At 69.3% G+C, this 20,858-nt stretch carries 20 protein-coding genes and 1 pseudogene; 13 read left to right on the forward strand and 8 right to left on the reverse strand.

The window, feature by feature from the left end:
* Positions 1-178: 178 nt before the first annotated feature.
* A complete protein-coding gene (locus ACWD02_RS33885) occupies positions 179-1,096 on the reverse strand; it encodes a LysR family transcriptional regulator (protein ID WP_451217761.1) in 918 nt (305 codons plus the stop codon).
* Positions 1,097-1,217: 121 nt separating this feature from the next.
* Here ACWD02_RS33885 and ACWD02_RS33890 point away from each other — a divergent pair, with 121 nt between their 5' ends.
* From ACWD02_RS33890 to ACWD02_RS33930, 9 genes and pseudogenes are all read left to right on the forward strand, one after another.
* A complete protein-coding gene (locus ACWD02_RS33890) occupies positions 1,218-2,219 on the forward strand; it encodes a fumarylacetoacetate hydrolase family protein (RefSeq protein ID WP_451217764.1) in 1,002 nt (333 codons plus the stop codon).
* Positions 2,216-3,178: a cyclase family protein gene (locus ACWD02_RS33895; RefSeq protein ID WP_451217767.1), complete on the forward strand. Its 963-nt coding sequence runs from the start codon at positions 2,216-2,218 to the stop codon at positions 3,176-3,178. The genes ACWD02_RS33890 and ACWD02_RS33895 overlap by 4 nt, the downstream gene beginning before the upstream one ends.
* 23 nt (positions 3,179-3,201) lie before the next feature.
* Complete coding sequence (locus ACWD02_RS33900; RefSeq protein ID WP_451217770.1) at positions 3,202-4,332, forward strand: FAD-dependent oxidoreductase; 1,131 nt, start codon at positions 3,202-3,204, stop codon at positions 4,330-4,332.
* Positions 4,329-5,324, forward strand: a complete 996-nt coding sequence (locus ACWD02_RS33905; RefSeq protein ID WP_451217773.1) for an amidohydrolase family protein — start codon at positions 4,329-4,331, stop codon at positions 5,322-5,324. The genes ACWD02_RS33900 and ACWD02_RS33905 overlap by 4 nt, the downstream gene beginning before the upstream one ends.
* A gap of 12 nt (positions 5,325-5,336) precedes the next feature.
* Positions 5,337-6,275: a VOC family protein gene (locus tag ACWD02_RS33910; protein ID WP_451217776.1), complete on the forward strand. Its 939-nt coding sequence runs from the start codon at positions 5,337-5,339 to the stop codon at positions 6,273-6,275.
* 91 nt (positions 6,276-6,366) lie between these two features.
* Positions 6,367-7,338, forward strand: coding sequence for a fumarylacetoacetate hydrolase family protein (locus ACWD02_RS33915; RefSeq protein ID WP_451217779.1), 972 nt, complete (start codon positions 6,367-6,369; stop codon positions 7,336-7,338).
* Positions 7,335-8,093, forward strand: a complete 759-nt coding sequence (locus ACWD02_RS33920; protein WP_451217782.1) for an SDR family NAD(P)-dependent oxidoreductase — start codon at positions 7,335-7,337, stop codon at positions 8,091-8,093. Before ACWD02_RS33915 ends, ACWD02_RS33920 begins: the two co-directional genes overlap by 4 nt.
* A 57-nt stretch (positions 8,094-8,150) precedes the next feature.
* Positions 8,151-8,324: pseudogene (locus ACWD02_RS33925) on the forward strand (succinyl-CoA--3-ketoacid-CoA transferase); the annotation flags it as partial.
* A 469-nt stretch (positions 8,325-8,793) separates the two neighbouring features.
* A complete protein-coding gene (locus tag ACWD02_RS33930; RefSeq protein ID WP_451217785.1) occupies positions 8,794-10,272 on the forward strand; it encodes an MFS transporter in 1,479 nt (492 codons plus the stop codon).
* 241 nt (positions 10,273-10,513) lie between these two features.
* Here ACWD02_RS33930 and ACWD02_RS33935 read toward each other — a convergent pair whose 3' ends face one another.
* Both ACWD02_RS33935 and ACWD02_RS33940 read right to left on the reverse strand, forming a co-directional pair.
* Entirely contained in the window at positions 10,514-10,852 is a 339-nt protein-coding gene (locus ACWD02_RS33935) for a thioredoxin family protein (protein WP_451217788.1), read from the reverse strand.
* Positions 10,853-11,070: 218 nt separating this feature from the next.
* Positions 11,071-12,210, reverse strand: coding sequence for a PucR family transcriptional regulator (locus ACWD02_RS33940; RefSeq protein WP_451217790.1), 1,140 nt, complete (start codon positions 12,208-12,210; stop codon positions 11,071-11,073).
* 87 nt (positions 12,211-12,297) lie between these two features.
* On the opposite strand from ACWD02_RS33940, the gene ACWD02_RS33945 reads away from it, so the two are divergent.
* Positions 12,298-13,353, forward strand: a complete 1,056-nt coding sequence (locus ACWD02_RS33945; RefSeq protein ID WP_451217793.1) for a ferredoxin reductase — start codon at positions 12,298-12,300, stop codon at positions 13,351-13,353.
* A gap of 7 nt (positions 13,354-13,360) precedes the next feature.
* Entirely contained in the window at positions 13,361-14,485 is a 1,125-nt protein-coding gene (locus tag ACWD02_RS33950; protein WP_451217796.1) for a fatty acid desaturase family protein, read from the forward strand.
* Between the two features lie 218 nt (positions 14,486-14,703).
* Here the strand turns inward: ACWD02_RS33950 and ACWD02_RS33955 are convergent, their stop codons facing one another.
* The gene (locus ACWD02_RS33955) at positions 14,704-15,657 is read right to left on the reverse strand and encodes an alpha/beta hydrolase family protein (protein ID WP_451217799.1); all 954 of its coding nucleotides are present in this window, start codon (positions 15,655-15,657) and stop codon (positions 14,704-14,706) included.
* A 168-nt stretch (positions 15,658-15,825) separates the two neighbouring features.
* Between ACWD02_RS33955 and ACWD02_RS33960 the strand changes: the two genes are divergently transcribed.
* Positions 15,826-16,197: a MerR family transcriptional regulator gene (locus tag ACWD02_RS33960; RefSeq protein ID WP_451218468.1), complete on the forward strand. Its 372-nt coding sequence runs from the start codon at positions 15,826-15,828 to the stop codon at positions 16,195-16,197.
* Between the two features lie 123 nt (positions 16,198-16,320).
* On the opposite strand, the gene ACWD02_RS33965 is transcribed toward ACWD02_RS33960, so the two are convergent.
* Entirely contained in the window at positions 16,321-16,617 is a 297-nt protein-coding gene (locus ACWD02_RS33965) for a hypothetical protein (RefSeq protein ID WP_451217802.1), read from the reverse strand.
* A 362-nt stretch (positions 16,618-16,979) separates the two neighbouring features.
* A complete protein-coding gene (locus tag ACWD02_RS33970; protein ID WP_451217805.1) occupies positions 16,980-17,306 on the reverse strand; it encodes an ANTAR domain-containing protein in 327 nt (108 codons plus the stop codon).
* Positions 17,307-17,489: 183 nt separating this feature from the next.
* On the opposite strand from ACWD02_RS33970, the gene ACWD02_RS33975 reads away from it, so the two are divergent.
* Complete coding sequence (locus ACWD02_RS33975; protein WP_451217807.1) at positions 17,490-18,407, forward strand: LLM class F420-dependent oxidoreductase; 918 nt, start codon at positions 17,490-17,492, stop codon at positions 18,405-18,407.
* 69 nt (positions 18,408-18,476) lie between these two features.
* On the opposite strand, the gene ACWD02_RS33980 is transcribed toward ACWD02_RS33975, so the two are convergent.
* Together ACWD02_RS33980 and ACWD02_RS33985 are read right to left on the reverse strand one after the other, a co-directional pair.
* Entirely contained in the window at positions 18,477-19,025 is a 549-nt protein-coding gene (locus tag ACWD02_RS33980; RefSeq protein WP_451217810.1) for a TetR/AcrR family transcriptional regulator, read from the reverse strand.
* 20 nt (positions 19,026-19,045) lie between these two features.
* Positions 19,046-20,542 (reverse strand): MFS transporter, encoded by a 1,497-nt coding sequence (locus ACWD02_RS33985; RefSeq protein ID WP_451217813.1) that lies wholly within the window; start codon positions 20,540-20,542, stop codon positions 19,046-19,048.
* Between the last annotated feature and the right edge of the window lie 316 nt (positions 20,543-20,858).

Genomic DNA, 20,858 nt, shown 5'->3' on the forward strand with positions numbered 1-20,858 from the left:
GATCTCAGCCGACCACTCTCGTACCAAAGATCAGTTGAGGGACAGCCCTTACCTGCGTGTAGGTAGTGCCTCCAACCGAGACAGCACAGACTCTCGACAAGTCTCAACACCCCTGGCCAGGAGGTACTTTCGCGTTCACGGCACGGTGACCGCCCTTACCCTAGGCAAAAGAACGAGGTTAGAGCGCCCCGGTCTCATCCAGTTGCGCGGCGACGCGCAGCGCGGTCTGTCTGAGCCAGATGTGGGTGGAGTCGTGCGTGTGGAGGGGATGCCACCACAGGGCTTCCTGCAGCGGTACGGCCTCGTAGGGGGGCGGTACGAGACGTACGGCGGAGAGGTCGTGCATCAGCTCGGCCAGGCGTTTTTGGATCAGAGCGATCCGATGGGTTCCGGTCACCATGAAGGGCAGCATGGCGAAGCTGTCGACCGAGACCTCCACGCGGGGCTCGATGCCGAGCATGCTCAGTTGCCGTACGGCGGGCGCGTCGTAGGTGCGCTGGTAGGTGACCCAGGGCAGTGCGGCCAGTTGGTCCCGGGTGAGGCGCTCGCCGACCTCGGTGTTGGATTCCGCCACCAGAAAGACCCACTCGTCCTGGAAGAGGTCGGTGCGGGGCACGTCGCCGATCACGCCGTGGGGCATCAGGAGACCGTCGGTCGTGCTGAGCAGGACGCCGAGGTCTTCCACGACGGTCGTCGGTGTCTGGGTGAAACGGAGTCTGACGTGCGGGGCTTCGGCGTGGACGAGGCGGCCAAGAGCGGCGCCGAAGACCGCCACGGCGTAGTCGGAGGCGATCAGGGTGAAGGTGCGGCTCTCGGTGGACGGATCGAAGTCGGCCTGGCTGCTGAACAGGCGCTCCAGGAGGTCGCAGGCAGTGGAGGTGCGCTCCATGAGGACCTGCCCCAGGGCGGTCAGGGCGTACTGGCCGCCGGAGCGTGCCAGCAGGTCGTCGTCGAAGTGGCGGCGCAGGCGGGACAGCGCGGCGCTCATCGCCGGCTGGGACAGGCCCACGCGCTGGCCGGCGCGGGTGACGTTGCGTTCCTCGAGCAGGGCTCGCAGGGCGACGACGAGGTTGAGATCGAGGCTGGAGAGGTTCACGGCACCTTCATTCGGGCACGACACCAGAGGTATTCGTCTGCTGGATAAAGCGTATCCACAGAATCGATTTCCCTGATCAGGGGTGTGGGGGCCAGATTAGTCACACCGCAATCAGGAGGACATGTTCGTGGAACCTGAAACCGCTGCCGCGCTCTTCTCCGGCCCCTATGCCCTGGGTACCGTCTCGGCCCCCGGCCAGGAGGCATTTCCCGCGCTGATCCGCCGTGACGGCACCGTGGCCGACCTGCGCCTGGCCTTCGACGACGCAGGGCTGACGATGCTGGGCGTCATGGAGGACTGGGCCCGACTGTCGGCCCGCTGCGCCGAGTTGGCTGCCCGGCCCTCCCGCGATGACCCGCTCGTGAGCGAGTTGCGGGTGCATGCGCCGATCGCACCGCGCCAGGTGCTGCAGTCCGGCGCCAACTACCGCCAGCACGTCATCGATCTGCATGTGGCCCATCGGGACGGTTCGGACGGCCTGAGCGAGGAGGAGGCACGCGCCGAAGCCGCACAGATCATGGACCGGCGTGCCGCCGAGGACCTGCCCTACGTCTTCATCGGGCTGCCGAGCGCGATCACCGGCCCGTACGACGACGTCGTGCTGCCCGCCTGGGCCAAGAAGCCCGACTGGGAACTGGAGTTGGCCGCCGTCATCGGCCGATCCGCCTTCCAGGTTCCGGTCGAGCAGGCCCTGGAGCACGTGGCCGGCTACACCATCGCCAACGATCTCACCGACCGGGCCACCGTCTTCCGCCGCGACATGCCGCAGATCGGCACCGACTGGATGCGCAGCAAGAACGCCCCGGGCTTCACCCCGCTGGGTCCCTGGATCGTGCCCGCGCCCTCGGTCGCGACACCGGACGACCTGCAGGTCACGCTGAAGCTGAACGGCGAGACCATGCAGGACGAGTCGACCAAGGACATGATCTTCCCGGTCGCGCGCCTGGTCTCCTACATATCGCAGAGCGTGCAGTTGCTGCCCGGCGACCTGGTGCTGACCGGCAGCCCGGCCGGCAACGGCATACACTGGGGCCGGCTGCTGCGCGACGGCGACGTGATGGACGCGTCCGTCACCGGCCTCGGCGCCCAGCGCACGCGGTGCGTCGCCGAGGTGCCCGCATGAGCCTCAACCGTGCCGAGCCGGAGGGCGCCGTCGCCGAGGCCGCCAAGGCGTACTCGAACTGGGGACGCTGGGGAGCAGACGACCGCCTGGGCACGCTGAACTTCCTCACCCCGGCCAAGCGGCTCCAGGGCGCGGCCCTCATCCGCCGTGGTGTCAGCTTCTCGCTCGCCCAGCCCTTCGACATGAACGGCCCCCAGCGGGGCTGGCGCCGGCGCACCAACCCGGTGCACACCATGCTGGACACCGGCGCCGACGCCGCGCTGGGCACCCAGGGGCTGCCGCACGGGATCGGCGGCGCGGACGACGTGGTGTCCATGCCGCTGCAGTGCTCCACCCAGTGGGACGGCCTGGGCCACATCTTCGACCACGGCAAGGCATGGAACGGGCGCGATGCCGCGACCACGGTCACGTCCGACGGTGACCTCGTCACCGGAATCGAGCACATGGCCGCGCACATCGCGGGACGTGGCGTGCTGCTGGACGTAGGACGCGCAATCGGCCACGACGGCGAACTCGACGACGGATTCGCCATCACCGCCGACCATCTCGAGGCGACCGCGCGGGCGCAGGGCGTCAGCGTGGAGCGGGGTGACATCGTTCTGGTGCGCACCGGCCAGCTGGCCCGGGTGCGGCGCGAGGGCTGGGGCGAGTACGCCGGCGGTCCTGCCCCCGGACTGTCCTTCACGACGGCCGAATGGCTGCACCGCGGCGAGATCGCCGCCATCGCGACGGACACCTGGGGCTTCGAGGTCCGTCCCAACGAGTTCGAGTCCGCCTTCCAGCCCCTGCACCAGGTCGTCATTCCCAACATGGGCCTGCTCGTCGGCGAGATGTGGGACCTGGAAGCCCTCGGCGAGGACTGCGCCACGGACGGCATCCACGAGTTCTTCCTCGCGGCACCGCCCCTGCCCATCACCGGAGCAGTCGGCTCCCCGATCAACCCGCTCGCCGTCAAGTAAGCATCAGGATCAAGGAGTTCTCCATGCCCCCCTCTCGCACTGTCCTCGTGATCGGAGGCGGCGCGGCCGGCAACGCACTGACGATCCTGCTGCGCCGGGCTGGCATCGCGGTCGACCTCGTCGAGGCGAAGCAGGACTGGAACGCCACCGCCGGATCCGGCATCACCCTGCAGGGCAACGCATTGCGAGTGCTGCGTGATCTGGGTGTGTGGGAGCAGATCAGCGCCTCCGGTTACGGCTTCGGCTCGGTCGGTATCACCACGCCCGACGGCACCGTGCTGCACGTCCAGGACGACCTGCGCACCGGCGGCAGCGATCTGCCCGCAACCGTGGGCATGCAGCGCCCGCAACTGCAGCAGATCCTTGTCCAGGCCGTCCGCGACAGCGGCGCCCGCATCCGGCTGGGCACCACCGCGACGATCGTCGAGCAGGACGACGACGGCGTCACCGTGCGCCTTGGTGACGGTCACGAAGGCCGTTACGACCTCGTCGTCGCTGCCGACGGCCTGGGCTCGGCCACCCGCGCGGCGATCGGCATCACGGACAAGCCCCGGCCCACCGGCATGGCGATCTGGCGGGTGGCCGCGCCACGCCCCGCGGGCGTGACGCGCACCGACCTCGCCTACGGCGGGCCCGCCTACATCGCCGGCTACTGCCCCACCAGCCAGGACACGCTGTACGCCTACGTCGTGGAGGCGAGCCGGGACCGGGCGACGATCCTGCCCGAACGCTACGCCGAGGAGATGGTCCGTCTGGCCTCCGCGTACGGCGGGCACTGGCCGGAGATCACCAAGACCATCACGGACCCCGCGCAGGTCAACTACACCTGGTTCGACCAGTTGCTGGTCCGCGGCTCCTGGCACCGCGGCCGCGTGGTCCTGGTCGGCGACGCCGCGCACTGCTGCCCTCCCACCCTCGCCCAGGGCGCGGCGATGTCGCTCGAGGACGCCCTTGTCCTGTCCGAGCTGCTTGCCGGCAGCGACACCTGGGACGACACGCTGCTGGGCGCCTACTACCAACGGCGCATCGGGCGTGTGCAGGCCGTCGTCGAGGCGTCCGTACAGATCGGCCAGTGGCAGCTCGACCAGGTCCGCGACGCGGATGTTCCCGGTCTGATGGCCCGCACCATGACCCGGCTGCAGGAACGCCCGTGACACCGACCGTCGATGTCCACGCCCACCTGCTGCTGCCCGAGGTGGAGCAGCTGGTCGCCGGTCAGCCGGGCTTCGCAGCGGCCAGGGCGCTGGATGCGCGGCGCAACGGACCGGCCGCGCTGAAGGTCAGCGGCGCGATGATCCGGGAGCGGTTCGCGTGCCTGACCGACGTCAAGGCCCGGCTGCGGGCCATGGACGCGCAGCAGGTAGACGTCCAACTGGTCAGCCCCTCCCCCTCGCACTACCACTACTGGGCCGACGAGGAGACAGCCGAGAAGGTGTACCGGCTGAGCAACGAGGCCACCGCGGCGCACTGCGCGGCCGCACCCTCGCGGCTGCGCGGCCTGGGCCTGGCACCGCTGCAGCATCCCCGGCTTGCCGTCGCGGCCCTGGACCACGCGCTGGATGCCGGGCTGCTGGGCGTGGAGATCTCCAGCCATGCGCCCGGCCGCGAGCTGTCCGACCCCGCCCTTGACCCGCTGTGGGCGCGCGCCGAGCAGGCCGGGGCACTGCTGTTCCTGCACCCCTTCGGCTGCACGCTGGATGAACGCCTGGACCAGTGGTACCTGTCCAACTCGGTGGGGCAGCCCGCCGAAAACGCCATCGCCCTGTCTCACCTGATCTTCTCCGGCGTCCTCGACCGCCATCCCGGACTGCAGATCATCGCGGCGCACGGCGGCGGCTACCTGCCCTCACACATCGGCCGGGCCGACCACGCCTGGCAGGCCCGCTCGGACGCGGGAGCCACCTGCGCCCATCTGCCCAGCAGCTACCTCAGGCGGCTGTACTTCGACTCCCTGGTCCACGACCCTCACGTGCTGCGCGAGCTCGTGCGCGTGGCAGGCGCCGACCGGGTGCTGCTGGGCTCCGACTTCCCCTTCGACATGGGAAGCGACGACCCACTCGGCGCGCTGCGCGCCGCCCGCCTGGACCATGACGGCTTCGAAGCTGTCCGCGGCGCCACCGCCGCCGCGCTCCTCGATCTCTCCTGAAGGAGGACCACCATGACCTCTCGTCTGCTCACCCATCTGCGGCACGTCGACCTCGCGGTGCCCGACTACGACAAGCAACTCGACTTCTACGCCGGCGTGTGGGGCCTGACCACGGTCGAAGCCGACTCCGGCCTCTCGTTCCTGGCCGCCGAAGGATCACCCGAGCAGTACGTGGTGCGGCTGCGCAAGGCCGACGAGAAGCGCCTGGACCTGGTGTCCTACGGCGCCGCATCCGCGGCGGACGTCGACACCCTGGCCGAGCAACTGCTGGCCGGCGGCGTCGAGCTGATCACCCGGCCGGGCAAGGTCGACACCCCCGGCGGCGGCTACGGCTTCCGGTTCTTCGACATCGACGGGCGCACCATCGAGGTCCTGGCCGACGTCGCCGTGCGCCGGCACCGCAAGATCGAGGAGAAGGAGGCCATCCCGGTCAAGCTCTCCCACGTCGTCCTCAACTCCCCCGACCTGGACCGCACACGGCAGTGGTACGAGCAGCACCTGGGCTTCCGCCTCTCCGACACGCTGTCCTCGCCGCACATGGGCGAGGTCATGCACTTCATGCGGATCTCCAACCAGCACCACTCCATGGCCCTGGCCAAGGGCCCCCACACCGCCCTGCACCACATCTCCTTCGAGATGCGCGGCCTGGACGAGTACATGCGCGGCTCCGGCCGCGTGCTGCGCGCCGGGTTCAAGAAGCTGTGGGGGCCCGGCCGGCACCTGGCCGGTGACAACACCTTCACCTACTTCCTCGACCCGCACGGCAACACGGTGGAGTACACCACCGAGCTGGAGGAGCTGGACGAGGACACCTGGCATCCGCACGTCTACGACTTCTCCCGGCCCGAGGTCACCGACCAGTGGGGCACCGCCAACGCGATGAACGAGATGGTCGCCAAGGAGTCCTTCAACGACATCGACCGCGGCGTGTTCATCGCCCCGCCGGTCTGACCGATCCCACCCCCGGGAACGTGCCCGCTCCAGCCGTGCCCTGCGCGACGCGGGCACGTTCCCGGGTCCATGTGAAGGGACCCCTCCCCCTATGCGCTTTGTCACCTACCACCACCGTCAGTCCGCCCGGGCCGCCGTCCTCGAAGCGGACGGCACCCTGTTCCCGCTTCCCGGCGTGCGCTCCCTGACCGACGCCATCGCGGACGGCGGCGGTCTACAAGCCCTGCTCGACCTGGGCGCTGCGGCCCTGGACGTGCCGCCCGGCCCGAACGTGTCCGCCGTACGCCTGCTGCCTCCGCTGCAGCCCACGTCGCTACGCGACTTCGTGACGTTCGAGGAGCACGTGGAGGGTGTGCGGCGCTCGGTGAGCGGCGCAAGCGGTGTACCCGAGCAGTGGTACTCCGCGCCGACCTTCTACTTCAGCAACCACCAGGCGGTGTTCGGTCCGCACGATCCCGTGCCGATGCCGCCCGGATCGGCCGCCCTGGACTTCGAGCTGGAGGTCGCCGCCGTCATCGGCCGTGAGGGCCGCGACCTCACCCCCGAGCAGGCACGCGAGCACATCATCGGCTACACGATCCTCAACGACTGGTCCGCCCGCGACCTGCAGTCCGCCGAGATGAACGTCGGTCTGGGTCCGTGCAAGGGCAAAGACACCGCCAACAGCATCGGCCCGTGCCTGGTGACCGCCGATGAGCTGGAGGCCTACCGCGACAGCGAGGGCCTGCTGCGCCTGGGCCTGACCGCCGAGGTCAACGGCCGCGTCATCGGCCGGGATCTGCTGTCCAACATGAGCTGGACGTTCGAGGAGATGGTCGCCTACGCCTCGCGGGGCACCCGCGTCGTGCCCGGCGATCTGCTGGGTTCGGGCACCTGCGGCAACGGCGGCTGCCTCGCCGAACTGTGGGGCGTACGCGGCGAACAAAGTCCGCCGCCCCTCAAGCCCGGCGACACCGTCACGCTCACCGTGCAAGGCATCGGGACCCTGTCCGCGTCCGTGGTGACGGGCGCCGACCCGGTCCCCCTGCCGGCCGGCCGGCGCCGCACCAGGGAGCGGCCGTGAGCAATCCGCACCCCCAACCTTTGCTGGGCAAGGCCATCGTCGTCACCGGCGCCGCCCGCGGCCAGGGAGCGGCCCAAGCCGCCATGCTGACCGCGCAGGGTGCCAGCGTCATCGCCATCGACGTGACTCAGGCCGAGGGCTGCCGCCTGCTCGACGTCACACATCAGCAGGACTGGCGGAACCTCGCCGATGAACTCGCGCACGCCTACGGTCACATTCACGGGCTGGTCAACAACGCCGGCATCACCTGGCGGGCCCGCCTGGCCGACGTGGAGCCGGACGACTTCGAGCGCGTCCATCGCGTCAACGTCACCGGACCACTGCTGGGCATGCAGCACCTGGCGCCGCTGATGCGCCCCGGCGCCTCCATGGTCAACGTGGGCTCCTCGGCCGCACTCACCGCGCACTACCCGGTCGCCTACACCTCCAGCAAATGGGCGCTGCGCGGCCTGGCCCGCACGGCGGCCCTGGAGCTCGGGCCACGCGGGATCCGGGTCAACACCATCCACCCCGGGTTCATCGAGACCGAGATGACCGCCTCCGCGCTCCCCGCCTTCCGCGAGGCCAATGTGCGCGAGACCCCGCTGGGGCGCACCGGCAGCGTCGACGACGTCGCCGCGCTCGTGGCGTTCCTTCTCTCGGACGCAGCCGCCTTCATCACCGGCGCCGACATTCCCGTTGACGGCGGGCTCACCGCACACGGCGGGGTGAAGTCCATCTCGGATGCCATCCGAGCGGCCGATGCAGACTCGTGAGACGGCTGGACGGCAAAGTGGCGCTGGTCCCGGGCTCGGGCAGCGGTCTTGGCCATCCTGCCCCTGCCCGGCGAACGGTGCGTGGACCGCATCATCACGAACCTCGGAGTCCTCGATGTCACCGCCCACGGACGCTCGTTGGTGGAAACAGCGCCCGGTGTAACCGCCGACGACATCCAACATCTCACCGGCGCTGCGCTGCTCGTGCAGTCCTCAACACCACACCGCTGATCCGCGCGCCCTGGCGCAACGCCCCTACCTGCGGCTGAATCCGGCGGCTGACCATTCGTACGACGCCCGGCGTCGTCGCGGTCAACGGGCACCGGACTCGCTCCTGCTCGGCGTCTGACGCACCGGCCTTGCCGACGCGGACCTGCGCGGCGGCACCTGGGGATGCCGTAAGGTTGACGGGTCCCTGCGCCGAGGTGTCGCTTACAGGGACCGGAGTTCTTGTTCCATCTGTTTCGATCTTGAGGTGACGTCCTATTAACCAGGCCATGTAGTCGTCCGTATTCCCCGCGTGCTGATGTGTCGCACGTGTCCGGGGGCGGACGTCGCGCTGGCCTGAGTTGCGTCACCCATCCCCGCAGTTTTCTGTCCCGGGTGCAGCTCTGCCGTCTGCCCCGGGCTTTGGTGTTTTCCGGCCCCGGTGCGGCTGGCGGCAGGGCTCCCCGATTCCTTTGGATCAGGAGTTCCCGCTTTGTCTTCCTCCGCGCTCGACAATGAGCGACACACCACCACGCAGACCTCACCCCACCCATCACTCGTCCCCTCGAAGATGGCCATGGGGGCCTGGATCGCCCTCTTGGTGCTGCTGACCGCCGAGCTGATGAACATGCTCGACCAGTCGGTCGTCCTGACCGCCCTGCCCGCCATCCAGGAGTCGACCGGTGCCGGGCCGGTCGCGGTGCAGTGGCTGACCACCGCCTATTCCCTCCCTGTCGCCGTCGGGTTGATCACCGGCGGACGGCTCGGTGACATCTACGGCCGCCGCAGGATTCTGCTCGTCGGCACCGTCGTGTTCACCGCCGCCTCGCTGTTGTGCGGACTGGCCACCGGCCCGGGCGTGCTGATCGGCGCCCGCCTGCTTCAGGGTGTCGGCGTGGCCGTGATGATCCCGCAGGTCCTGGCGACCATGCACGTCACCTTCGAGGGCCAGAACCGCAGCAAGGCGTTCGGCCTGTACGGGGCGGTCCTGGCCCTCGCCAACGTCCTGGGCCCGGTCCTGGGCGGCGTGCTCACCCAGGCCGACCTGTTCGGGCTGTCCTGGCGGCCGATCTTCCTGGTCAATGTGCCCGTCGGGCTGGCCGTACTTCTTCTTGGGCGCACATTCATCCCCGAATCGACCGTCCGTAAGGCTGACCGGCTCGACCTGGTCGGCATGCTGCTCTCCGGCCTGGCCATCGTCCTGATCCTCTTCCCGCTCACCGAGGGCCACGCCCACGGATGGCCGCTGTGGTGCTTCGCCCTGCTTACCGCCGGGCTTGTGGTCCTGGGAGTCTTCCTGCGCCACCAGCGGCGCAGCCAGGGCAACGCCCCGCTGGTGGCCCTGTCCCTCTTCCGGGTCAGGCAGTTCTCCGGGGGTATGGCCGCGGACCTGATGCACGGCCTGCTGTGCGGCCTGTTCTTCATGACCTGGACGCTGTACCTGCAGCGCGGCCTGGGCATGAGCCCGCTTGAGGCGGCCGTGGCCTTCGTGCTGCTCTCCGTGGGGGAACTGGGCGGCGCGACCATCGCGGCGAAGTCCGCCGGACGTTTCGCCCGCCGTCTGCCGCAGGCCGGAGCTCTCATCGCGACCGCTGCGATGGCCGCCTACGGGCTCCAGATCAGCAGCCACCAGGCCGACCTGACCCTGCTGGCCATGACGGCTCCGGTGGTGCTGATCGGCTTCGGCCTGGGCATGGTCTCCGGCCCGCTCACCGATTTGTCGCTGGCCAGGGTTCCGCATGAGGACGCCGGTTCGGCCTCGGGCTTGTTCAACACCGCCATTCACCTGGGCATCGCGCTGGGCACCGCGTTGACCGGCGTGGTGTTCTTCGCCGCCACCGGCGGTTCTCCCGACGCCGCGGTCAACCGCGACGCGTTCGTCACCGTGTTGTGGTGGGTCGGCGGGCTCCTCGCCCTGATGTGGGCGCTGATGTTCTGCCTGCCCAAACACGCGGGCAGCCAGGCCGACTGAGCGACGTTCCACGGCGGCGGTGCCCGCATCCCGGGCGCCGCCGCCCCGCTGTCAACGCGTGGTGGATCACGAGGAAGCGCCCGATACACCTCTCGCAGGAGACACCCGTACTGGTCGCACAACCGCGTCCTATGTGACCTGTAGAGGTGTCTGAGCCCCAGGGTGTCTCAGGCGGCATAGCTCCCGTAGACGAGACGAGATGTGACGGCCACCTCTGAGCAGTGCGTGCCGCTGCGGCCGCTCAGAGGTGGCCGTCCAGGAACTTCCGTATCTCGGCGCTGGTCATGGGACCCGTGCCGTGCGCTACCGCCTCTCCCTGCCCCAGCAGGACGCAGGACGGGGCCCCGGTGATCCCGTAACGCTCGGTTGCGGCCGGGCAACGCGTGATGTCGGTGCGAACGGCGGTCAGGCGGCCCATGTAGTCGTCTGCGAGGCCACCCACGACGAGGTCCATCACCCGGGAGGGCTCGATCGCCTTGGGCCATGTCCCGGTAAAGTAGGCGAGCACCGGAACTTTGCTCATCCCGAGGATGAAATCGAACTCCGCGTCCTCACGGGGTCGGTGAACCCACTTCACCATGCACGCTCCTGCCCTCACGGTCCGTCGTTGTATCCCCATCATCCCCCGCGCGGTGTGCCAGGCCGACCCGGTCGGTCGTCCGGCCGGCCTGCCGGAAGGGAGGCACGGGGACCGTCTGGTAGCCCGGCCTGGACCGCCTGAGCCAGCCGATACCCCCGAGCACGAGGCACGACTCCTGGTCCGCTCGCGGACGCCGTCGTGGACGGTCGACGTACGCGTCAGCTGCCCCGAAGACCGACCGCCAGCGTCAGTTCAAGAACCCGCTGCGGTGATCCGAGATCCGGAAACAGCTCCCGCACCTGCGCCATCCGGTACCGGACCGTCTGGGGATGGACGAACAACGCCGCCGCCACCTCGTCCCGCCTGCCCTGGTGCAGCAGCCACGCCCGCAGGGTCTCCTCCAGCCGCCGTGCGGTCGTGGCCGGCAAGGTCCGCAACGGTGCCAGGGCTCGGGCACGCAGGTCCGCGAACGCCTCCGCGTCGGCGCTCAGCACCAGCTCGGGAAGGTGGTCCTCGGTGTCGCGGATATCAGCGGACAGGGAGCGCGCGCGTACGGCTCGCGCGTACGAGGCGGACGCACGGGTCCATGGCCGGGCCGGACCGACCACGGCGGTGCGGTCGGTCAGCTGCCGCAAGAGATGTGTCCGGTCGGCATCAGGGACGAGCAGGACACCGGTGGCGTCCGGCAGATCGTCAAGGACGAGGGTGCTCTGGTCGAGCGTGCGGTAGGCGGGCCGGGCCTGGGCGGCGGGCAGCAGGACCGCGGTCAGCGAGACCGGAGGCTGCCACCCGGCCCGTTGTACAGAGGCCCGGAGGACGTCCGGGCTCGCGTCGGCGAGGAGGTCGCGGGCCAGGTGTTCCAGGTGGCGCTCGTGAGCCCTGCCCCGGGCGGCCAGTTCGTCGGCGTGGCCCGCGGCGCTCGCGGCGGAGAGCTCGTCGATGTAGGCGAAGGTCAGCTCGGCGAACTTGGCGACCTCGGCGGCGGGCAGACCTGCGGGTACGGCACCCGCTGCCAGGCATCGCCAGGCCACACGGGCTCCGACGCGGTAGGCGCTGAGCAGGGCGTCCATCGAGCGACCGTCGCGTACCTCGCCGCGGCCCAGCTCGTAGGCTGCGTCACCGGCATCGCCGCCTGTGGCGTGCCCGCTCGCGAGGTCCAGGTAGTGCCCCAAGGCGGTACGGACGGCTCGGCGGATGGTGCCGCCCATGCGGCCCGAAAGCGCGTTGGCGTAGGGAGGGACCTCGTCGATGATCGCCTGGACGACCTCGTCGGCGGTGGTCTTCAGCGCGGCCCGAATCGCGGTGACCGTCGCCTTGTCCAGGTCCAGTTCGCTGGCCCTCTGGATTGCATGGCTCACGTTTTTGTTCCCTGCGAACAATTTAGTCGACCAGATTTACGTCCTGCGGTCAGGACTTTACGCCCTGCGGCACAGCAAGCTAAAGCCATGACGAGTGCAGCCCTCCGCAGCAGGGCATGGAAACTGCTGGAGACGGTCACGACGCCGCTGCTGCCGTCGGACTACCTCGACCTGGTCAGCCCGCTGCGTGCGGGCGCCGACCTGCGTGGGCGCATCGAGGCCGTGCGCCCCGAGACGGGCGACGCCGCGACCATCGTGATCAGGCCGGGACGAGGCTGGCGCGGCCACACCGCCGGCCAGTACGTGCGGGTCGGGGTCGACGTCGACGGGGTGCGCCTGTGGCGTGCCTACTCCCTCACCTCGCCGACCAACCGCCAGGACGGCCGCGTCACGATCACCGTGAAGGCGATCCCGGACGGCAAGGTCAGCAACCACCTGGTCCGCAGGGCGAAACCGGGCACGCTGATCCAGCTCGACCAGCCGACCGGTGACTTCGTGCTGCCGCAGGCCAAGCCCGCCAAGGTGCTCTACCTGACGGCCGGCAGCGGCATCACGCCCGTGATGGGCATGCTGCGCGACACCGAGTTCGACGACGTCGTCATGGTCCACTGCGCGCCGCAGCCACACGACGTGATCTTCCGCAACGAACTGCACGACCTGGTCGCGGACAGGAAGCTGCGGCTCACCGAGGTACACACCGACACCGACGGCATGCTCGACATCGCCCGCCTCGACGAACTCGTGCCCGACTGGGCCGAGCGCGAGACCTGGGCCTGCGGGCCCGCGGGCCTGCTCGACGCCGCCGAAGAGCACTGGAGTGAGCACGGCGTACAAGAGCGTCTGCACACCGAACGCTTCCGCCCCAGCGTCGTCGTCGCCGGCGACGGCGGCGAGGTCACGTTCAGCGCCACCGGCAAGAGGGTCGACGCGGACGGCGCCACGCCGTTGCTGGACATCGGCGAGGACGCCGGCGTGCTCATGCCCTCCGGCTGCCGCATGGGCATCTGCTTCGGCTGCGTCACGCCGCTCAAGGCGGGCGCCGTCCGTGACCTGCGCACCGGCGAGATCACCGAGGCCGAGCCGGGCGTCCTCATCCAGACCTGCGTGTCCGCCGCTGCGGGCCCCTGCGACATCGAACGGTAGGAGCACCTTGACCGCCATCGACCCCACCGCCCACCTGACCGCGGAGCAGATCGAGGAGCTCGGCCGCGAGCTGGACGCGATCCGTGACGAGGTGATCGCCGCCCGCGGCGAGAAGGACGCCGCCTACATCCGCAAGGTCATCGCGGCGCAGCGCAAGCTCGAGCTGGTCAGCCGGGGCGTGCTGCTGTTCTCGAACTTCCCGCCCGCCTGGCTGATCGGCACCGCCGGCCTGTCCGTGGCGAAAATCATGGACAACATGGAGATCGGCCACAACATCCTGCACGGCCAGTGGGACTGGATGCGGGACCCGAAGATCCACTCGACCACCTGGGAGTGGGATCACGTCTCGCCGTCCGAGCAGTGGAAGCACTCGCACAACGAGCTGCACCACACGTACACCAACGTGATCGGCAAGGACAACGACCTCGGCTACGGCATCATGCGCGTCGACGAGGACCAGAAGTGGCACCCGATCTACCTCGGCCAGCCGCTGTGGAACTTCCTCAACGCCTGCTTCTTCGAGTACGGCATCGCAGCGTACGACCTGGAGCTCGGCAAGAACCTGCAGAAGAGCCGCCGCAAGAGCCCGGAGTTCCGTGCGCGGGCCAGGGCCGTTGGCCGCAAGATCCGCAAGCAGGTGCTCAAGGACTACGTGGTCCACCCGCTGCTTTCGGGCCCGTCGTTCCTGTCCACACTGGGCGCCACGTTCACCGCGAACCTGGTGCGCAACATCTGGTCCCACTCGGTGATCATGTGCGGGCACTTCCCCGAGGGCGTGCAGGTCTTCGAGCGCCGGTCGATCAAGGGTGAGACGCGCGGCCAGTGGTACCTGCGCCAGATGATGGGCTCGGCGAACATCAGCGGCAGCAAGGCCATGCACTTCATGACCGGCAACCTGTCGCATCAGATCGAGCACCACCTCTTCCCGGACCTGCCGAGCAATCGGTACGCCGAGGTCGCGGTGAAGGTGCGCGCGCTGTTCGAGAAGTACGAGCTGGAGTACGTCACCGGGCCGCTGCCCAAGCAGGTGCTCTCCGCGTGGCACAAGGTCTTCCGGCTCTCGCTGCCGAACAAGAAGCCCCAGATCAAGACGCCGGAGCGCGAACGCGTGCAGGAGCTCGTCGCGGCCTGATTCGCGGAATCGGTTCAGATCTTTCGGGCCGCCCCGGCGGGAGCGCCGGGGCGCGGGGTTTGTGATGCAGGGCTTTGCTGCGGGGCTTTGCTGCCGCGCCGTGCCGCCGCGCTCGCACCCCCGTGTGCGAGACGCCGTCGTTGCGTTGGGCGGCGCCGACGCAGCGCCAAGGGCTGCGCGCACCAGGGGGGGGCGTGGCTGGTTCTCTTCTCAGAGCCTCACTTGGACTCGATCCGCCCCATGGGAGCGACGCTCTCCGACACAGCCTGCTGCGCTGCCGTCCAGCCGGCGTCCTCGATGCCGAGGGCGTGGCGAAGGTAGGCCCAGGTGACCCGTTGGATCAGAGCCACGCGCTCGGGGTTCTCGTCCGTCGTCTCCCGGGCTTCGTAGCCGCCGATTCCGCCCAGGGAGTGCTCCGCCCCGAAGAGAGTGAGCAGGCTCTTTCGCCCCGGGCTCAGGTGGTACGGGTCAGCGAGCCACTCCGGCCCCCGGACGGACAGCGGTAGTTCGTCCTTGTCCCCCGCGACCACGAGGGTCGGTGTGGTCATGTGCGCGAAGTCCGGACCCTTCAACCACGGGAGGTTCTCGGCCGCGAAGGGGGTCAGGTCGGCTCCGCCCCTGCCTGCCGTGGCAAGCAGCACGCCCGCCTTGATCCGCGAGTCGGACAGGTCTTCTGTCTTCTCGCTCACCGGATCGAGGACGCGCAGGCCGAGCAGGTTGCCCGCTGTCTGGCCGCCGAAGGAGTGTCCGGCCGCGGCGATGCGGCTTCGGTCCATGCGCCCGCTGAGACCGGGAACGGCGGCCTCCAGCAGATCGAGCTGGTCAAGGATGCGCCGCATGTCCTGCACGCGGAAGCGCCAGAGGCGCGGTGTACGGGGATCGTCCTGGGGAAGCCCCACGGTCCTGGAGTCGAGATGGGTGGGCTGAATCACCACGAAACCGTGCGCAGCCCAGAAGTCGGCCAGAGGACCGTAGCCGTCCAACGACGACCCGAAACCGTGCGAGAAGACCACGATCGGCAGTTGACTCCCGGTTGTCGGCGCGGTGATTTTCACCTGCAGGCCCTCACCACGGCCCGGGACTTCGATCACCACCGGTTTCACCGAGACGACGGGGGTGGGGGCGGGGACGGTGAGGGCCACGTCCGTGATCGCCTCATCTGATGCAGTCATGGGCAGATCTTCCTTCGCGTTCTTGACGGGAGTCGTCGAACAAGCTGGTCACGGCCTCGCCTCGTCCTCCGCCTCGCAGCGAGGGGGTGAGCCGTCGCGAGATACGCTAAAACCTGACGTTGACGTCAGAGGCAAGTGGTGTTGTCCGGCTCACATCGGAGAGACATGATGCGTATCGGCGAGCTCGCCACCAGGACGGGCGTCAGCGTTCGGGCACTGCGCTACTACGAGGAACAGGACCTGCTCGCCTCGGAACGCAGCCCCAGCGGCCAGCGGCACTACCCGGACAGCGCGGTCGACCGTGTCCAGCTGATCCAGCAGCTGTATGCCGCCGGGCTGCCGAGCAAGTCGATCGTGGATCTGCTGCCGTGTGTCGTGGACGGTGAGGCCACACCGGAGCTGCTCGAGCGGCTTTCGGCGGAACGGGACCGCATAGACAGCCGGATCGACGATCTGGTGGGCGCCCGGGACAGGCTGGGCGCCGTCATTGCCGCCGCCACCACGAACTTGCGCACGGGCAGGCACTGCCACCGCCGGTGACAGCATTGCCAACGTCCGTAACCGGCCTTGCTCCGCGCTCGCCTGCCCTCAGAGGGGAGCAGCCGACTGGAACCGGCATGCCGGTTCCAGGCGGTGTCGCGGGGGATCATCTGGTCCTCGTTCTCACGCGAACTCGCCGCCTGCGGGCCCGGCTTCTTCCACACCCTCGGGGGCCGAGGTGATCGACCCGTGGGACTGGGCGCGGCCCCGCTGGTCCAGCAGCCGTCCCATGCGTTTGGCGGTGTGGAGGGTGATGCTGCGGTCGCTCACCTTGATGGACGGATGGCGTTGCACGATGCGCTCCTCCAGCGCGGCGCACTCCGCGGGCGAACGCAGCCACACCGACAGCAAAAGATGGGCCGTCCCCGGCACCGTGGAGCACACCCGTGTCTCGGGCAGTGCCGCCAGGGTTCGCGCCACGGCGTCCGCACCGGGTCCGGGGGCCGCGATGCGGAAGGTGGCGATGACCGGCCAGCCGGCCAGTTGCTGGGTGAGGTCGTCCGCGGCGGAGCACGGCCGCGGCCCGTCCCACCGATGTGCCGCCCCCCCCCGCGACGAATTACGGCGACACAGGGGACCTGGCGCCGGATTCCGGCGATACGACGGTGCCGACCGAGGAGCGGTGCAGGGTTTCCGCCAAGCCTCACCTCGCGGAGCGGGAGGGAAACACCTGTGCACAAAACGACCCGGACCACCGCTGTTCTGCTATTCGTCGCGTGGGCCGTCGACTACATCGACCGGCAGGTCATCAACCTGGCTGCAAGCCTGAAAGTCGGCGGCCGCTACGGTTGTTGTTGTGAGATTTGGTCCCGCAGTTCGTGACGTAGCCGATCATCGAGGACTCCGGTGCGCCCCCAAGTGATGATCTGCTGTGAGACGTCCCGCAGTTTCGTGTTCGTCCGCATCGACACCTGGCGGATGACGTTCCAGGCTTCGTCGGGGCTCAGTTGGCCGAGTACGACAACGACGCCGATCGCCTGATCAACCGTTGCATGCGCCCACACCGCCTGTTTCAGTTGCTCCACTTCGTCCTGCAACTCCAGCACCATCTCGGCTTTGGGGCCGGATGAAGGGGTGCTCGCGGCACTGTTTTCAGCATCGGTCGACACGCGAGCCCTCCGGGGTCTGGGGACGGTTCTCGTTCAAGAATCCCGGACGATCTTGATGGAGACAACCCTGCCCCCGGCCGAGCTGAACCACCTGGCACAGCAGCGGCCCTGGTTACAAAGCCGCCATGAGCCTGTCATCTGTGACCCGGAATGGCGGGCGATCGAACGATGGTTGCCGTGAGCATGACCATCGGAGTAGTGCTTTCACTGCAACACCACATCGACAGCACGGTGCACCTCGCGCGGGAGGCACACGAGGCCGGACTGCGCTCCACATGGTTCGGCCAGACCTTCGCCTACGACTCCCCCACGCTCGCCGCGATCGTCGGCCGCGCGGTGCCGGGACTGCACGTCGGAACCGCGGCGATCCCCATCTTCGGCCGTCACCCCCTCCTCATCTCCAGCCAGGCCCAGACGGCCCAGGCCGCGACCGGCGGCCGTTACCACCTGGGCCTCGCGCTCGGCACGAAGAAGCTGACCGAAGCGGCCTTCGGCATCGCGCACGAGCGTCCCATCGGCCTACTCCGCGAATTCCTCGGCGCCTTACGCCCACTCCTGGAGACGGGCAGCTCCGACTTCCACGGCGAGCTGCTCACCGCCGCCACACCCCTGTCAGCACAGGTACCCGGCGCCGAGCCGCCGGTGCCCGTCCTGGTGGCGGCCATGGGCCCGCAGGCACTGCGTGTCTCGGGTGAACTCGCTGACGGCATCCTGCCGTTGTTGGCCGGCCCGCGCGCGCTCGCCGAGCACATCGTCCCGGCCGTCACCGCCGCGGCAGAGGCCGCGGGCCGGCCCGCGCCCCGCATCGTGGCCTTCGTGCCCGGCGTCGTCACCGCCGACACCGAGACCGTACGGGAGACCGCGGCCGAAAGTCTCTCGTTCTACGAGCAGTTTCCCTCCTACCAGCGTGTCATCGGGCTCTCCGGCGCAACCCGAGCCGTCGACCTGGCCGTCATCGGCAACGAGGAGCACGTCGCCGCCGAGGTGCGCCGGTATCGAGAAGCCGGGGCGACGGAGGTGGTGTTCTCGTCGACGGACCTCGGCGGCGACGCGGACCGACGTCGCACCTGGAAACTCCTTGGAGAGCTGGCGAACGAGTGAGCTGACCATGACGCGCAGGCCCCGGCCGTTCGTCGTCCACTGCCCACCTGGCGATCACGGCCGCGCGGCTCAGGTGTCGTCGCGCTTGAGGGTGGTGGCGATGCGCTCGGCGATGGCGCGGCGCAGTTGGGGGGACAGTCGGTCGGCGGTCAGGGATTCGTACAGCCACAGGCCGTCGGCGGCCAGGCGGGCGATGAACTGGTCGAGCGCCTCCGGGTCGTCGGCGTCGGTGGCGGCCAGGGGCGGGGCCCACCGCTGCATGACCGCGTCCCACGGGGCCGCGTGTCCGGGCGTTGTGGATCCTTCGAGCATGAAGAGGAGCTCGGCCCGTGTGGCGCTCTGTGTGGCGACGCGGGTGTAGGCGGTGAGCCGTTCGGCAGGGGTCGCCCCGTCGGCCGGTTTTCCTGCCGCCGCCACGATGGCCGCCTCCCATTGGTCGGCGAGGTGCTGGTGGATGGCCTGTACGAGGTCTTCGCGGGAGGCGAAGTGGTACAGGAGTCCTCCCTTGGTCAGGCCGGCCTCGGCGGCAACGGAGTCGAAGGTGACGCTCTTGACGCCCTCGCGCTCCACGACGCGGGTGGCCGCTTCGAGGATCTGGGTTCGTTTACTGGTCCGCATGGGTGCTCCCGGGACGGGTTTCAGTGGTGTGTGGGGGCGGAGAGGGCCGATCCGGGGCCATGGCGGCGCAGGAGGAGGCCGGTCAGAATCGCGCCGACGGCGATCACGGCGGTGACCACGATCATGACGGCGAAGTAGGCGCCGTCGAAGGCGTTGGACGCGGCCGTGATCAGTGACGGGTCGTCACCGGACAGCGCCAGCGCGGTGTCGAGGCTGTCGCGCGCGGAGTCCGGCGCCCCGGCGGGCAGGTCGATGGTCGCGGTGTAGACGGCGGTCATGAGACTGCCGAGCAGTGCCACCGCGATGAGGCTGCCGAACTCGTAGGAAACTTCCTCCACTGAGGAGGCCATGCCCGCTCGACGGGCCGGTACGTTGCCGATGATCGCGCTGGAGGCGACGGACATGGCCGCTCCGAGACCGGCGCCCGTGATGAGCAGCCCGGTGATGAGCAAGGCCATGCTGGTGTCGAAGTTCAGCAGCACCAGCACCGAGCCGACGGTGCTGAGCGCCAGACCACCCGCGATGATGGGCAGCAGCCCGACCCTGTGCAGCGAGGCGCCGCCGATCATCGCCGTCGGCAGCGCGCCCAGGGCGACGGCCGCGACCAGGAGTCCGGCCCGCAGGGGGGTGTAGCCCTCCACGAGCTGGAACCGCTGCGTGGTGATCAGCTGGATGCCGGCGATGGCGAACATGGAGCACCCGGCCGCCAGGACCCCGGCGACAAAGGCCCGGTTGCGGAAGATCGCGAAGTCCAGCAAGGGGTAGGGCAGCCGTCGTTGCCTGCGAGCGAACGCCCAACCGCCGGCAGCGGCCGCGAGGACCGCGGCGGCGATGACCAGGGGCGCGGGGTCCGGCTTCGCGGTTTCCTTGATCGCGATCACGAGGCCGACCAGCGCGACGAGCGCGAGGAGCGAGGACGGCAGGTCCCACCGCTTGGTGGGGTCGGCGTCGTTGCGCGGGGCGAGCACCAGCGTGGCGATCACTGCCGCGATGACAACGGGCACGTTGATCAGGAACACCGACCCCCACCAGAAGCCTTGCAGCAGGAGCCCGCTGATGATCGGGCCCAGGGCGCTGCCCACGATCGCCAGGGTGCCCCAGATGGCGATGGCCATGTTGCGCTCGCGCTCGTCCTCGAACGTGACGCGGATCAGTGCGAGCGTCGCGGGCATCATCACCGCCGCGCCGACGGCCAGAAATGCCCGTGCCGCGATCAAGGTCTCCGGAGTCGGGGAGAAAGCAGCGGCCAGCGAGGCGGCGCCGAAGACCACCAGCCCGATCAGGAACATCCTCCGGTGCCCCACCCGGTCCCCCAGCGTGCCGCTGCCCAGCAGCAGCCCGGCCATCACCACCGGATAGGCATTGATGATCCACAAGCTTTCGGAACTGCTCGCGCCGAGCTCCTGCACCAGCGTCGGCAGGGCCGCGTACAAGATCGAGTTGTCCAGCGTGATCAGCAGGAGCCCCGCACTCACCACTGCCAGCAGCAGCCATCGCCGCCGCGCACTCAAAACCATCCCTGCGCACCTCTCCTCGCCCACTGCCGTCACCCTCATAACTGTACCTTCCGAAAGGTACAGTTATGAGGGTGTCCGGCTGGAGGAGCTTCAGCGCGGCGTACGGACACAGGAGGCGGGGTCACGGTGCTGCGGGCGCGGCGGGGTGTCCTGTGGTCGCACGCATACCGAGGCGACAGATGGGCGGGCAGGCGACGGGGCAATGCGGTGGTTCTCCTGGCGCCTCGACGGCGGCACGGGCTGTCATCCCTTTTCCTGGGGGCATGTCTACTGCACTTCGGGGCCCCATCGGTCCACCGGGCCGTTGCCGTTCTGC

The sequence above is a fragment of the Streptomyces sp. NPDC002853 genome (assembly GCF_053591915.1).